Genomic DNA, 13,531 nt, shown 5'->3' on the forward strand with positions numbered 1-13,531 from the left:
CAAGCTCTTCTTCCAGCTTATAATACAACTCTTGCTTGGGCATAAGTACCAGTACTCCCAACCAGGCAACGATGAGTACAATGAAACTCTTTTTTACCATTTGCATTTGAACTCCACATCATAAAATGAAGCTATTTTTTGAATTTTAAGCTTTTGTATCTCTACGGGCAAGTTGAGAATTTTTGTGACAAGGTTATTCAATTCTATTGCCGTTAAGTCTTTATAGTTGGCTGTGACCTTTTTGCTTTTGCTGCTCCATTTCACTTTGGATGCAGGAATAAGCGTTTGAAGTTTATCTATATTTTTTGTCGTCTTTTTATCTGCCCATATCTTTTGGAGCGAGATCACTTCTTTGATCTCTCCAACAGAGTGCTTTGCGCTTGCCATCGTATCTGCCTGAGAAGAAACCTGTGCAGTCTTGTAGCCATATCCTATGAGCATCAAAACAAAAGCTGCTAACGCTATCAACTCATTTTGATATCTTTTCCAAGTCATAGTGCACCTTCTATCTTCAAGTCATTGCTTCCTGCAATAGCAGTAGTGCTCAGGTTGTTCTTCTTAGCCAATGCTTGCACACGTTTTGATACCTCTGCATCTTTACATGAAAATTGTACTTTATACTTCTTCTCATCCATATCGAATGACGTCAGTGTCACCCCTTTAAAGATCATACCCGAGACCATTTTAACGATCTCACGTTTTTTACGCTCTGCACTATCGATCGTTTTATATTTTGTGACGATACTGTCCCGCGTATATTTACTCTGTAAAGAGGGATAGGCTTCAAACAACTCCTGCATCTGAGCTTCCCCTACTTGGGCATTATTACTATAGCGTGATCCTTCAACAAAAAACATGATTGCAAAAAGGGTAAAGATGGCAGCAAGCGTGCTAGCTTGTCTTAAACTAAGAACAGAAGCATATGCATCCTGAAGCATGACGCCTTTTTTAGGCGTAAATCTGTTGTCAAAAACCAGGGAATGGCCTTCATCTTCTCCCAAGGCCCCTCTTGGCACTAGCACTATCATATCGTCCAAAGAGACCAGTGCTTCATTTTCACCCAATAAGAGAGGTTTGTCGAAAAGATCCACAGACTGCTGTGCAAAAAAGATCTTGGAGACATTTTCCAAGGTAAAGCCTTTGCGCTCCAAAAATGCTGCGATCATTTCCAGATCATAGGCCAGGAAGACCCATGATTCTTCCTCTTTCCAGACCAGATACTCATAATCCCTTCCCTCTTCGACCAAACCCTCAAAAAGTGATGGGGCAATACGCTTAGCCTGATATGCATAGTTAAGGGGTAAGACTTCTTTTTTGAGGGTATAGAACTGTGGTGTTAACATAACATTCACAGTATACGACAAGTCCACAGGCTTCATCGAAGTATGTACGAGGATTAACTCTTTATTGTTTCCCATAAAATTCAAAATGTTTTGCCCCTCCCTCAATATATTCAAATCTAAATTTATACTGCTCTTCTTCAAGTGTATAACCTACTAAACACTCGGCAGCTTCTAAAAATGTTTCACCTGCCAAAACTGTTTTTCGCTGAGCATAGTCGCCGCCATTTACACGTACAAAATCTTCCAGTGAAACTTTTTCTATGGAGGAAGTCCATTCTTTCACTGTTGCCAAATCTAGATTAAAAAGATAAGCGATAAGTTCTGGAGAACTATACTCGGCATCTATCTTTTCCGCTCGAGGAGAAAAACTAAAATAGCTTTTCCATGGGACAGATCCTATTTTAGGATCGTCTACCTCAAACTGGTAACGGCTTACTAAATCTGTGAATTGTTGATAAGATATAATACCGTTTTTTTGGTGAAGTCTACTTTGCTCTTTTTCCACCGATCTGTTTTTCATTCCTATCTCTTCCATCAGCATCTCTTGCAGTCTTCCCGCATCTTCTATGTCATACTCTTGTGCAAGCATTTCAAAAAGTTCCTGTGCTACGTTATACAATGCTGTTTTTTTACTATTGTTTTCCAAGCCCAACCAATTGACATTGACACCTTTATATAAAGGATCACACTGCAAAACAAGTGAAAATCTACCATTTTCCGTACTTAAAGGCAATGATGAATTGTATAGTACAGAAAAAAGGGTTTTTTTATCTTTGAACCCTTGAAATATATTTGTTATATTTGTATAGTATATATCTGCCTGTATAAGTGCTTTTGTGTTGCTGGAATCTTTTTTGACTTCATCAAAATAACTCAAAAGCACCATCGTCAAAGCAATAATAACAGACAAGACAGACAGCGTGACAAGAAGTGCAAATCCTTGCCTGTTCTTCACAGCTATGCCGGTACTTTGGGTTTTATCCATCTAAAAGCTCTATTAAAGTAAAATTTGTACAATTTAAATCTAAATATTATAGCGAAGCAAACTAAAGGATGCACATGAAACAAAATACGCCATTAAGAGCAGGTTTCTCTCTTATAGAATTACTGATCGTTATCGTTATCCTTGGAGGACTTGTTGCTGTTGTAGCTCCTGGCCTCATGGACTCTGCAGATCAGGCAAAAAGAGATACGGTCTGTTTAAAGATGAATGACTTAGGAAAAAGACTTGATATGTTTAAACTGGATAATGGTGTTTACCCTGATACAGAAGAAGGCTTTGAAGCACTCTTAAGTAACCCGGATACAGATAAATATCCTAACTACCGTGTAAAACCTTACCTTAAAAAACTGCCTAAAGATTCATGGAAAACACCTTTTGTCTATATAAAAAAAGGATCAGAGTTTGAAATTATATCTTTTGCTTCTGACCGAAAAGAAGGTGGAGAAGAGGGCGGTAAAGATATCCTCTTTAGCGCATGTAGCAAATAAGAACTCTCCCTATGTCCTATGTCAAGAGATATAATGTGAGTAAAGGGTTCTCTCTTATAGAACTTCTTATCGTTATACTCATTGTCTCTATGGTCTATTTCCTTGGATTTGAGGGCATAGAGATGGGCAAACCAAAACCCAAAGCACTCACCCCTCTTAACCTTAAATCCAACATTGTCTCATCCGAACTTTTTAGTGGGAAAGCCACCCTGCTCTGTGTTGATCAGTGCCGTTCCTGCTATCTTAGACGAGGGATCTCTTCCGCGTTTCAAGAGTATACAAGTCCCATAGACCTTACCAATATCAAAGCCTATACTCTTGATCGCCAAGACTCACTCACGCGTCTCGAGTATGGGAGATATCAAGATAAAAAGATCTGCCTGATCATGGATTTTTATAACAATGGAAGCTCCACACAGATCATTTTAGAAAATGATAAAGGAAGCTATTTCCTACCCGCTTTTTTTGGAGAACCACAAGCATTTGATTCTCCTGAAGAAGCAAAAGAGTATTGGTTAAGTAACAGCACTGTAGCTTCAGACAGCGGAGCCTTCTATTGAAACAATTACGGCCGGCATTTACCATTATTGAGATCCTTGTCTCTGTGATCATTCTTTCTATAGCTATTATCCCTGTACTCAAAGTACATACAAGTAACCAAGAACAAATCGTCTATCTCACAGAAAGAAACAAACGCTCTTTACAGGATTCTCTTTTTTTAAGCAACAATATTCTCAACTACCATCAAGACAATAAAACTGCCTATGAAGTTTTGGAAAAATATTTTAAAGTCAAAGAGCAGGAGAGTCGTGAAATTTTAAAGAAAACTTCTAGAGATGTGTTCATTCCAGATGAGATCAGGATCATCTCTCTCGAGGAACAAGGTGGGCCTACTGCTATAGTTAATGAGGTCATGCTCAAAGATAAACACTCCTCCATTTATCATCACTTTAAACTAGAGGGTTTGTAATACTTCACATCGGATTTTCTTTCATCTTGTGCTATAGCAAGATACAGCTAAAAAAGTTATAATACTTATAATTTACTGCAAGGACAAGTGCGCATGCTTTTTAAGTACAAAGGTTTTGACAAAACAGGTAAAAAAGTCAAGGGTACTGTTACGGCAAGTTCAGTTGAAGAAGCCGGGCAAAAACTTCGTGCACAAAACATTTATCATGAAGGGCTAACCCCTACCAAAGAATTTTCACTTGAAGCCTTTTCCAAACGCCAAATGCCTGGAGAACTGCTTAGTACTTTTTCTAAAGAACTCTCCTCCTATCTTAACTCTGGCATGACCATACTCACTGCCATTAAACTACTTGAGAATCAGCATGAAGGAGAAAAAAGGTATGTCTCTTTTTTAAACTCCATCAAGACCATGATCGATGAAGGAAAGTCACTTTACAATGCACTCCATGCACAGAAAGTCTATGCCTTGCCAGAATTTTTTCTACAAAGTCTCAATGTCGCAGGGCAAAGTGGGAAAATGGTTGAAGTACTTACCAACATGGGGAACTTTTTCTCTGCACAGAACAAAGTAAAAAAACAAGTCAAAGGGGCTATGACATACCCTGCTATCATTTTTACCGTTGCTATAGGAATGACCTCTTTTCTCATCGCTTTTGTTGTACCGAAAATTACAGAGATTTTTGAAGACACAGGTCAAGAACTTCCTCCTATCACGCAATTTGTAGTTGGGTTAAGTGACTTTTTAATCTCTCACTATATCGCCATTATTGTCACAATCATTCTTCTTATCATTACATTTAAACTCTTGTATGCCAAGATAAATGCTTTTCACCGTATCATTGATTCAATGTTGCTGAAGATACCTGTATTGGGTACGCTAATCCAAAACCATGAATTGGGAAGGTTTTCCTATATCCTTTCACTCATGCTGAGTTCAGGTGTTGCTTATGCACAAGCCGTGCAATTGGCTAAAGCCACTTTTGCAAACTATGGACTTCGAGACCTGTTTGAGAAAGCATCCGTGAAGGTGCTTGAAGGAAATAAGCTATCCAACTCTCTTCAAATGTCAAAAGGGGTTAAGCTCAAACGTAACTTCATGCAGTCTTTAGCCCTGGGGGAAGAGTCAAGTGAAGTTGCACAAATTCTAGATAACACTTCTGCACTTTATGCGGAAGAGAATGAGGACAAACTCAAACTGCTCCTAAGCTTACTAGAGCCATTTATGATGCTCTTCATCGGTGTGGTTGTGGGTATCATCGTTTCAGCGATGCTTCTGCCTATCTTTACTATGACACAAGGATTACAATAAAATGCCGACTGTTAAAAAACTTGTATTCGTCACACTGCTGACACTAAGCTGCGTACATGCTGATATGATAGGAGGAGAAGCCTCTATTGGTTTCTTTAACCATGACCCTAGCGGTAATGCTTCGTATAAAGGAACCTCTTCCAGCCTTGAAGAGACTTTTGGATTTAGTGAAGAGCAGGATCTGTTTTTAAAAGCCTATCTCGAACATCCTTTTCCTTTACTTCCTAATGTCAAATTAGGTTACACAACATTGTCACATGAGGGCAACAGTAGAGTAGCCGGCTTCACTTGGGGTGACGTTGTCAACTTTACAGGAGCTATAAACAGTAGCTTGTCACTTGACATGACAGATGTGACACTCTACTATGAAGTGCTTGATAACTGGGTAGAAGTGGATGCAGGCGTTACAGCAAGATACATCTCGGGAGACATGGGTGTCAGTACAAGTATAAACAATGATGTTGCCGACTTTTCAACCTGGACACCTATGCTTTACGGAAAAGCCCGTTTCAACTTTCCTGTAACGGAACTCTCTGTACAACTAGAAGCCAATGCCATCAGTTATTGGGATATGACCGCATATGATTATGAGTTGTCTGCCCGATATACCTTGATGATGGGTATAGGTATTGAAGCAGGCTATAAGTCTTTTCATCTCGACAGTGATGATCTGGTAGATGGTTTCCATGCGAATATCGACTTTTCCGGTCCTTATGCCGCTGCTATCTGGGATTTCTAATGGCTAAACAACGTTTCAGAGAAATTAAACAAGGTCGTATTCAAGAAGAAGTACCAAAGGAAGTAAAATCCCCATCCACAAAGGGGGATTATGCTTCAGTAGGATTGAAAATAAAAGCGTTTTTAACCGATGCCTTTATGTTGCTCATGCCTATCATGTATGTGGTTTTCTATCTCGTTATGGATGGCAGAGAAGGTTTTGCTGAAGATAAAATGTTAGGCTGGTTCTACATACTTCTTCCTTTGGTCATCGTGCAAACCATATTTATGTATTTTACAGGTCAAACACCGGGATATCGTGCCTACAACATAACACTCATCGATGAGAACACCAAAGAAAAACCCTCTTTATTTATCATTATCTTTAGAAACCTGGCCGCGATTCTTTCATTTTTTACCCTTCTGGGATGGGCACTTATGTTCTTTAGAAAAGACAACAAAACACTGCATGATCTTCTCTCTGCAACTGCTGTTGTAAACAAAAAATGAAACAAAGCACTCACTTCCTTTCACCACTTTTAGGGGCTTACTATTTTTTTTACTTTGCCCTTGTAGGTGTTTATGTCATATTCATGCCAAAAGTGTTACTGGATCTTGGTTATTCTCCTCTTGATGTAGGTATCCTTTATGCTGCAGCCCCTTTCATGCGTTTTTTACTCCCTTTTGTTTTCAGACATTTTCTCTCTTTATCACCAATGGTCTACCAGCTTTCCCTGCTCTTTACATTTATTGGCACTTTGCTTTTTTTGGCCACCGTAAATGATTTTTGGGTCTATCTCGCAGCTAACCTTCTCTTTGGTGCAGCAATGGGGATATCTCTTCCTTATGTTGAGACAATAGCCTTGGCTTCCTTACCTAAACACCGCTATGGAAAAGTACGTCTCTGGGGCTCCCTTGGTTTTGTGGGTATCGCACTCTGGTTGGGGAAAGTCCTTGAGTCACCTTATGAAGCCCTCTATTATTTAAGCACTGTGGCATTTTTAACCCTTATCTTTGGAGCGATGCTCACAAAATATGATACGATCTCTCATTCTACAGCACAAGAAGATGCATCATTCTCACTCTCGAAGTATTGGGCCTTTTGGGTCTCTATCTTTTTGATGCAAGTAGGTTTTGGTGGATTTTATAACTTCTTTACTATCTATGAAACATCCCATGGGATCTCACTTGAAATGACAAGTTGGATGTGGAGTTTTGGTGTGATCTGTGAAATTTTCATGCTCTACTTTCAAGGTCCTCTTTTGCAAAGAAACCTACTCAATATATTGCAGTTTGCGACACTTGTTACGGCACTTAGATGGATGATACTTTATCTCTACCCAGACTCGATATCACTTACCTTTGCATCACAATCTCTGCATGCCATAGGTTTTGCACTCTACCATACTGCTGCGATCACCTATGTTTTTTCACTCTATACGCAGAAAAAGCTTGCACAACAGTTTTTCCTGGGTATCGCATTTGGTCTGGGTGGATCTGTGGGTGCTCTACTTTCCGGTCAGATCTATGGAGAATATCTTTTCCTGGTTGAATCCATCATCACCTTTATCGCATTTCTTGTCTTACTCATCCATCAAAAACGAAAAGAGAGTATACAAGCATGACAGAAACCACATATGCCGTCATATTTGCAGGAGGGAAGAGTTCTCGCATGGGAGAAGATAAGGCCCTACTTCCTTTTGGGAACTACTCTACACTCACTGAGTTTCAACTGGCTAAACTTAATACCATATTTGACAAAGTATATATCTCAGCTAAAGAGAATAAATTCGGTTTTGATTGTATGATGATCGAAGATAACTATACAGAGAACTCTCCCCTTGTGGGGATCATCTCTATTTTTGAAACGTTAAAAGTGGAAGAAGTTTTTATTTTAAGTGTGGATGCTCCTTTTGTCAACAAGGAAACCATAGAAAAATTACTGGAACATAACGAAAGTATGCTAGATGTGATAGTTGCTCAAAGTCCTAGTGGCTTGCAACCTCTTTGTGGGCTCTATAAAAGGTCTATTTTACCTTTGGCCCATATACAATTAGCAAAAGGTAACCACAGGCTAAAGGACCTTCTACGTCTTGCAAATACCTTTTTTGTAAAGTTCGATGAAGATACCCCATTTACAAACCTCAATCATCCTGAGGAGTATCAAAAAGCCCTTAGGACTTTTGAGAACCGTTGATCGCGGGAGATGTTTCACCTTCTATCATTTTCATCATCAGTTTTCGAGAAAAGAAAACAAACTTTTCAAACAATGAACTATGGTACTTGTCTTTATGATAGATCATTAGGAAGTCTCTTTTACACTCAAAGTCTTTCACCGGAACCCTGTGAAGTTTTCCTTCCTCAATTTCACTTTTCACTGAGATCTTAGAAATACAGGTCAAACATTCACGGTTCATCAAAATACCTTTAATAGACTCTGTATGGCCAAGCTCCAAGAAGACATTTAGATCATCTACTTTCTCTTTAATATAATCCAAAAAGACTTCTCTAGTACCAGAACCTTCTTCTCTAAGCACCCATCTTTTCGTCTCCAATTCATCTATAGTGCAGGATTTACACAGGTTTTGATCTGCTGTGACAACAACAAGTTCATCTATCCCTATCCTCTCTTTCACGATATCTGAACCCTGGACAAATCCTTCAACAAACCCAATATCGATCGTTCCTTCTTTGATCATATCTGCAATCTCTTTGGTATTACCCTCTTTAAGCGTAATTTTAACATCAGGATAAGAGCTCATATAGCTGCAGATAATGGCTGGCATCAAGTAGTCAACTATCGTTGTACTAGCTCCTACACGGATCATCCCCTTATTTTCTGAATTCTTAAATTCATACTCAATATCTGACAGTTTTTTAAAGATAGGATCTACCTCTTTATAAAATGCTCGCCCCACTTCATTGAGTACAAGCTTCTTATTGATCCTGTCAAAAACAGGTCGACCCAAGACATTTTCCAACTCTTTGATTGACATAGAGATGGCTGATTGACTCAGCTTCATATCTTTAGCCACATTTGTCAAATGTCCGGAGACTACCACATTCAAAAATATCTCCATCTGTCTAAGCGTTAGTTTCATGTTTTCTCTTTTATGTATTGATAGGTTTTTCTCGTTTTTTCATTATTAGCATAATAAATTATTTGTAGATTATATCAAAATTATAGTAGAATTCTCAAAATGTTATCAATTATTTTGAATTAAAGGATTTTTATGGCGTTTTCTCCACAACAACGTAAGGGTACAATGAGTGGTATTTTATTTGTGGCTATCTTTGCTGCTGCCGCAACATTTATCGCAACACTCGGTCCTGTAAAAGCGTTAGGACTTTCCCCTTTGGTCATCGGTATTGTGCTTGGTATTTTTTATGCAAATACTCTGCATAATCAACTTCCATCAGAGTGGGAGACAGGTATCACCTTTTCGGCAAAGAAGATCCTGCGTTTTGCAATCGTTTTTTATGGTTTCAGAATTACATTTCAACAAATAGCTGAAGTAGGAATGGACGGCTTTCTTGTCTCGCTCATCATGCTTTCTACAACCTTTGTACTTGGAACATGGCTAGGACACAAAATATTTGGCATGGATAAAGATACTTCCATGCTCACCGCTTCTGGAGCAGCGGTTTGTGGTGCTGCTGCTGTACTGGCCACAGAACCTGTACTTAAAGCAGAAGAGTACAAAACGGCTATCGCAGTTTCAATGGTCGTTTTATTTGGAACTATCTCGATGTTTCTCTATCCTGTACTCTATACCACCATCTTCGAAAATGCCACAGGTTTTTTACATATGACTGCTAGAGAATTTGGTATCTATGTAGGAGGAACCATCCATGAAGTGGCACAGGTTGTGGCTGTACCATTTTCCGTGCCTGGCGCACCTGAAGAGATGGCCAATTCAGCGGTCATTGTAAAAATGACCCGTGTGATCATGATAGCACCTATGCTCATAGTTTTAGGGATCTACTTGAGCTATTCTGCGAAAAAAGAAGGTGGCCCTGCAGGGGATGTCAAACTTGTTATCCCTTGGTTTGCAGTCTATTTTATCGGTGTGGCAGGATTTAATTCACTGCATCTGGTACCAGAAAACATCGTGAATATGATCAACGAAATAGATACTTTTCTTCTTACCATGGCTATGACTGCCCTGGGTATGGGAACACGTTTCTCTAAATTTAAAGGCTTAGGACTTGCTCCTGTCTACACAGCTACAGCCATGTTCGCATGGCTTGTCATAGGTGGATTTGTTGTCACAAAACTGATCTGTGCCTAAAGAAGTCTTAATAGCCTTTTAGTTTACTGTAGATTTGAATAAATGGCGTGAGTGGAGTAAAGAAGCATACTTTTACAGTATGGGACTGAACGAAACGAAGCCATTTCTTTAAAGATGCAGTGAAATAAAAGAGCTATCTTCTTCTGTAGCTTAGGGCTTCTAATAAATCTGACTTTTCTATCTTCTCATGAGCATTTAGATCTGCTATCGTTCTGCCTATCTTTTTTACAGAAGCGATACTTCTATGGGAAAGACCGAATTTTTGTATGGCATTCTCCATAATCTTGTTTGCATCGCCATCCAGTATACAATAGTTCTCTATCTCCTCTTCTGTCAACTTCCCATTGAGTCTACTCTGGCTTCTTCTTTTTTGCATTTTAAATGCTTTGAGTACTTCTCTATGCATTTGTGCAGAACTGATATCTCCTTTATCTGTGCTATTCACTTCCTGCATGACCACAAATAGATCTATACGGTCCAAAAAAGGATCAGAGAGTTTGTTCTGGTAACGCTTTATCTCTACTTCACTACATCTGCAAGATTTGATCTTTGAAAGAAGATTACCGCAAGGACAAGGGTTTTGCGCCGCTACAAACATGATATCCGCCTCGTACTCAATCTTGGCATTGACCCTTGCTATATGTACCTTTTTATCTTGCAGTGGCTCCCTAAGGGCTTCTAATACTGCCTTAGAAAAGTGAGGCAGCTCATCAAAGAAAAGAATACCTTTATGTGCCAAGGCGACCTCTCCAATTTTTGCCATACTAGAGCCGCCACCGAAAACAGAAGCAGAAGTAGCTGTATGATGGGGAGACCTTATGGGACGCAGCGCTGAAAAGTTTGGTGTCACACCATCCAAGAACTGATGCTTCGCTATCGAGAGTATCTCCTCTTCATACAGTGGAGGCAAGATATCTTTGATCCGTTTGGCTATCATACTCTTCCCACATCCTGGGTTACCTTCCATCAAAAAATTATGCATCCCTGCTGCTGCGATGAGTGAAGCTCTTTTGGCTACTGACTGCCCTTTTACATCTATAAAATCACTCTCATATTTTCGTTCAAAATAGTAGGGTATCTCTTTGATCGTAAAACTTTCAGCCTCATAGGAGAATGCCTGCACATTTGCTTTAAAATTTTTACTTTTAAGTAGTGCTATGGCTTCATCCAATGTATCTACTGCAATAAAATCTACTCCAGAAATGTGACTCAGATAGCTGATCGCTTCTTTAGGGACAATAGCTCTTTTGATAAGTCCCTGTTCTTTCAGAGATAAGACCAGAGGGAAGAGCATAGAACTTGTTTTCACCTTTCCGTCTAGTCCAAGTTCGCCAAATACAAATAACCCCTCTTCTTCTATCACGGTTTTATGCATGGCGATCAGCAGTGCCATGGCTAAATCCAAATGTGTCCCTGATTTTTTCAAATCTGAAGGACTAAGATTTATCGTTATTTTAAGTGGAGGAAAAACAAAATTGTTCGTAAGCAGTGCTGACTTCGTTCTCTCTTTTGCTTCCTGTATGTCACTGCTGGCCAAACCTACCACAGAAAAACCGGGGAGACCTTTGGTAAAAGTAGCCTCTACTTCTATCACTTGTGCATTGACCCCTTCAAGTGTAGCGCAAGTCAGTCTATTCACAATAGACTCTTTTTTTTGTTTCATATTGATGTGTTTTTTATTAGGTGGTGTACCACTATCTATTTTTGCATTCATAGGGTTATGATGCACTAAATTTGAAAAAAAGGTTTAAAGTATGTCAAATTGTAATATAATTTGCATTATACAAACACAAAGGAACCCCATGGATTACATTGAACAGTCGATGAATCGTGCCAAAAATGGTAACTGTAAAAGTGATACCCTTTTTTTTCAAGCACTGAGAGAAGTGCTAGTCTCTATAGAGCCACTTATAAAAAAATATCCGGAATATCTGCATCAAAATGTCATCGACCGCATTATGGTACCCAACAGAGCCATACACTTTAAAATAGAATGGCTGGATGATGACAATCTCATACATGTCAATAATGGGTATAGAATTCAATTTAACAATGCGTTAGGACCCTACAAAGGTGGTGTACGTTTTCACCCATCGGTCAATCCGGATATCTTAAAATTTCTTGCTTTTGAACAGATATTTAAGAATGCAATTACCGGGCTTCATATAGGTGGTGCAAAAGGAGGATCTGATTTTGATCCTAAAGCTAAGAGTGATAAAGAGATCATGAAATTCTGTCAAGCTTTCATGGCTGCTTTTTATAACAGTCTTGGTGCAGATATCGATATTCTAGGTGGAGATATAGGTGTAGGTGCCAGAGAGGTAGGGTACCTTTTTGGAAAATATAAACAACTCACAAACTCCTATGACAGTATCATTACATCTAAACCTCTCCCTTTGGGTGGAAGTTTGGGACGTACACAGGCAACAGGATATGGACTTGTCTACTTTACTCAAACCCTCTTAGAGGATAAGGGAGAGACACTCAAAGGTAAGATCTGTACTATTAGCGGCAGTGGCAATGTCGCGATACATGCTATAGAAAAACTCTATGACATAGGTGCTATCCCGGTAACGTGCTCTGACTCCAGAGGTACCATACATGACAGTAACGGTATAGACCTGGAACTTTTAAAAAAGATAAAATTAGAAAGAGGCGCCTCTTTGGAGTATTATACTCTGGAGAGAAAAAATGCTACCTACGTGAAAAGAGAGAACTATATTCAAGGCAGTAGCTTTGTATGGGATATCCCTTGTTTCGCAGCATTTCCTTGTGCTACACAAAATGAATTAGGTGAAAACTGTGCACAATTGCTTATAAATAATGATGTTAAGATCATAGCAGAAGGTGCCAATATGCCAACAACACCTAAAGCCATCGAACTTTTTGTAGAAAACAAAATTCTTTTTGCCCCAGCCAAAGCAGCCAATGCCGGTGGTGTTGCCGTCAGCGTTTTGGAAATGAGCCAAAACAATTCACTCAATTATCTTTCATTTGAAAAAGTAGATAAAAGACTGCGAGACATTATGTCAAATATTTATATTGACCTCAAGAAAACATGTGATGAATATAATCTTGAGATGGACCTTATCTCTGCTGCAAATATCTTAGGATTTAAACGAGTTGCAGATGCAATGATCATGCAAGGAGTGTAAACAATATTTTAAATGAAGCATTTTTCAAAAAACTGAAAATACTTTCAAGAAGCGTCATAAGCAGTAAGGTTGTGCTTTGAATTTTGCAGGCGTACGACAAGTACTCCGAAAAACTCAAAGTGCAAGATTGCTGCTTATGCCTCTTTTAGTCTTCGTTTCCACTCTTTTTCGAATTTCTTTCTCTTCATATAAGAGAGTTTTTCTATAAATACCTTACCGTCCAAATGATCCATCTCATGCTGTATCGCGATAGCA

Annotated in this window: 16 protein-coding genes; 10 read left to right on the forward strand and 6 right to left on the reverse strand. The window is 39.1% G+C overall.

The features are described 5' to 3' along the window. Nucleotides 1-93: 93 nt before the first annotated feature. From ABYK33_RS08390 to ABYK33_RS08400, 3 genes are read right to left on the reverse strand one after another with little or no spacing between them, the layout of a single operon-like run. On the reverse strand, nucleotides 94-495 hold the full coding sequence (locus ABYK33_RS08390; RefSeq protein ID WP_373032672.1) for a hypothetical protein: 402 nt from the start codon (nucleotides 493-495) through the stop codon (nucleotides 94-96). After that, on the reverse strand, nucleotides 492-1,418 hold the full coding sequence (locus tag ABYK33_RS08395; RefSeq protein WP_373032689.1) for a hypothetical protein: 927 nt from the start codon (nucleotides 1,416-1,418) through the stop codon (nucleotides 492-494). The genes ABYK33_RS08390 and ABYK33_RS08395 overlap by 4 nt, the downstream gene beginning before the upstream one ends. Further along, nucleotides 1,405-2,328, reverse strand: coding sequence for a hypothetical protein (locus tag ABYK33_RS08400; RefSeq protein WP_373032674.1), 924 nt, complete (start codon nucleotides 2,326-2,328; stop codon nucleotides 1,405-1,407). Before ABYK33_RS08400 ends, ABYK33_RS08395 begins: the two co-directional genes overlap by 14 nt. Nucleotides 2,329-2,402: 74 nt before the next feature. Between ABYK33_RS08400 and gspG the strand changes: the two genes are divergently transcribed. The 8 genes from gspG to mobA all read left to right on the forward strand — a co-directional run bounded on the left by gspG (nucleotide 2,403) and on the right by mobA (nucleotide 8,026). Continuing rightward, nucleotides 2,403-2,834, forward strand: coding sequence for a type II secretion system major pseudopilin GspG (gspG, locus tag ABYK33_RS08405; RefSeq protein ID WP_373032675.1), 432 nt, complete (start codon nucleotides 2,403-2,405; stop codon nucleotides 2,832-2,834). Between the two features lie 11 nt (nucleotides 2,835-2,845). Then, entirely contained in the window at nucleotides 2,846-3,394 is a 549-nt protein-coding gene (locus ABYK33_RS08410; RefSeq protein WP_373032676.1) for a prepilin-type N-terminal cleavage/methylation domain-containing protein, read from the forward strand. Then, nucleotides 3,391-3,804, forward strand: coding sequence for a type II secretion system protein (locus ABYK33_RS08415; protein WP_373032677.1), 414 nt, complete (start codon nucleotides 3,391-3,393; stop codon nucleotides 3,802-3,804). The genes ABYK33_RS08410 and ABYK33_RS08415 overlap by 4 nt, the downstream gene beginning before the upstream one ends. A 93-nt stretch (nucleotides 3,805-3,897) precedes the next feature. Next, the gene (locus tag ABYK33_RS08420) at nucleotides 3,898-5,112 is read left to right on the forward strand and encodes a type II secretion system F family protein (RefSeq protein WP_373032678.1); all 1,215 of its coding nucleotides are present in this window, start codon (nucleotides 3,898-3,900) and stop codon (nucleotides 5,110-5,112) included. 1 nt (nucleotide 5,113) lies between these two features. Continuing rightward, the gene (locus tag ABYK33_RS08425; RefSeq protein ID WP_373032679.1) at nucleotides 5,114-5,851 is read left to right on the forward strand and encodes a TIGR04219 family outer membrane beta-barrel protein; all 738 of its coding nucleotides are present in this window, start codon (nucleotides 5,114-5,116) and stop codon (nucleotides 5,849-5,851) included. Beyond that, entirely contained in the window at nucleotides 5,851-6,339 is a 489-nt protein-coding gene (locus ABYK33_RS08430; protein ID WP_373032680.1) for an RDD family protein, read from the forward strand. The genes ABYK33_RS08425 and ABYK33_RS08430 overlap by 1 nt, the downstream gene beginning before the upstream one ends. Beyond that, nucleotides 6,336-7,454: an MFS transporter gene (locus ABYK33_RS08435; RefSeq protein WP_373032681.1), complete on the forward strand. Its 1,119-nt coding sequence runs from the start codon at nucleotides 6,336-6,338 to the stop codon at nucleotides 7,452-7,454. The genes ABYK33_RS08430 and ABYK33_RS08435 overlap by 4 nt, the downstream gene beginning before the upstream one ends. Next, on the forward strand, nucleotides 7,451-8,026 hold the full coding sequence (gene mobA / locus ABYK33_RS08440; protein ID WP_373032682.1) for a molybdenum cofactor guanylyltransferase MobA: 576 nt from the start codon (nucleotides 7,451-7,453) through the stop codon (nucleotides 8,024-8,026). Before ABYK33_RS08435 ends, mobA begins: the two co-directional genes overlap by 4 nt. Here mobA and ABYK33_RS08445 read toward each other — a convergent pair. After that, nucleotides 8,004-8,930 (reverse strand): LysR substrate-binding domain-containing protein, encoded by a 927-nt coding sequence (locus ABYK33_RS08445; RefSeq protein ID WP_373032684.1) that lies wholly within the window; start codon nucleotides 8,928-8,930, stop codon nucleotides 8,004-8,006. The two genes, mobA and ABYK33_RS08445, sit on opposite strands and share 23 nt — an antisense overlap. A 132-nt stretch (nucleotides 8,931-9,062) precedes the next feature. Here ABYK33_RS08445 and ABYK33_RS08450 point away from each other — a divergent pair, with 132 nt between their 5' ends. Continuing rightward, nucleotides 9,063-10,121, forward strand: coding sequence for a YeiH family protein (locus tag ABYK33_RS08450; protein WP_373032685.1), 1,059 nt, complete (start codon nucleotides 9,063-9,065; stop codon nucleotides 10,119-10,121). A 133-nt stretch (nucleotides 10,122-10,254) separates the two neighbouring features. Here the strand turns inward: ABYK33_RS08450 and ABYK33_RS08455 are convergent, their stop codons facing one another. Further along, nucleotides 10,255-11,835: a YifB family Mg chelatase-like AAA ATPase gene (locus ABYK33_RS08455; protein ID WP_373032687.1), complete on the reverse strand. Its 1,581-nt coding sequence runs from the start codon at nucleotides 11,833-11,835 to the stop codon at nucleotides 10,255-10,257. A gap of 88 nt (nucleotides 11,836-11,923) precedes the next feature. On the opposite strand from ABYK33_RS08455, the gene gdhA reads away from it, so the two are divergent. After that, on the forward strand, nucleotides 11,924-13,276 hold the full coding sequence (gdhA, locus tag ABYK33_RS08460; protein ID WP_373032688.1) for an NADP-specific glutamate dehydrogenase: 1,353 nt from the start codon (nucleotides 11,924-11,926) through the stop codon (nucleotides 13,274-13,276). Nucleotides 13,277-13,410: 134 nt separating this feature from the next. Here the strand turns inward: gdhA and ABYK33_RS08465 are convergent. Next, nucleotides 13,411-13,531: peptide deformylase (locus ABYK33_RS08465; RefSeq protein WP_373032690.1), on the reverse strand; the 121-nt coding region annotated here is incomplete at its 5' end.

This window comes from Sulfurovum sp., from assembly GCF_041562805.1.
GTDB lineage: Bacteria > Campylobacterota > Campylobacteria > Campylobacterales > Sulfurovaceae > Sulfurovum.

Excerpts from the sequence above, each read along its gene's own strand:
- ABYK33_RS08390 (WP_373032672.1), bottom strand. The coding sequence starts at position 495 with ATGACTTGGAAAAGATATCAAAATGAGTTGATAGCGTTAGCAGCTTTT.
- ABYK33_RS08395 (WP_373032689.1), bottom strand. The coding sequence starts at position 1,418 with ATGGGAAACAATAAAGAGTTAATCCTCGTACATACTTCGATGAAGCCT.
- ABYK33_RS08400 (WP_373032674.1), bottom strand. The coding sequence starts at position 2,328 with ATGGATAAAACCCAAAGTACCGGCATAGCTGTGAAGAACAGGCAAGGA.
- gspG (WP_373032675.1), top strand. The coding sequence starts at position 2,403 with ATGAAACAAAATACGCCATTAAGAGCAGGTTTCTCTCTTATAGAATTA.
- ABYK33_RS08410 (WP_373032676.1), top strand. The coding sequence starts at position 2,846 with ATGTCCTATGTCAAGAGATATAATGTGAGTAAAGGGTTCTCTCTTATA.
- ABYK33_RS08420 (WP_373032678.1), top strand. The coding sequence starts at position 3,898 with ATGCTTTTTAAGTACAAAGGTTTTGACAAAACAGGTAAAAAAGTCAAG.
- ABYK33_RS08425 (WP_373032679.1), top strand. The coding sequence starts at position 5,114 with ATGCCGACTGTTAAAAAACTTGTATTCGTCACACTGCTGACACTAAGC.
- ABYK33_RS08430 (WP_373032680.1), top strand. The coding sequence starts at position 5,851 with ATGGCTAAACAACGTTTCAGAGAAATTAAACAAGGTCGTATTCAAGAA.
- ABYK33_RS08435 (WP_373032681.1), top strand. The coding sequence starts at position 6,336 with ATGAAACAAAGCACTCACTTCCTTTCACCACTTTTAGGGGCTTACTAT.
- mobA (WP_373032682.1), top strand. The coding sequence starts at position 7,451 with ATGACAGAAACCACATATGCCGTCATATTTGCAGGAGGGAAGAGTTCT.
- ABYK33_RS08445 (WP_373032684.1), bottom strand. The coding sequence starts at position 8,930 with ATGAAACTAACGCTTAGACAGATGGAGATATTTTTGAATGTGGTAGTC.
- ABYK33_RS08450 (WP_373032685.1), top strand. The coding sequence starts at position 9,063 with ATGGCGTTTTCTCCACAACAACGTAAGGGTACAATGAGTGGTATTTTA.
- ABYK33_RS08455 (WP_373032687.1), bottom strand. The coding sequence starts at position 11,835 with ATGAATGCAAAAATAGATAGTGGTACACCACCTAATAAAAAACACATC.
- gdhA (WP_373032688.1), top strand. The coding sequence starts at position 11,924 with ATGGATTACATTGAACAGTCGATGAATCGTGCCAAAAATGGTAACTGT.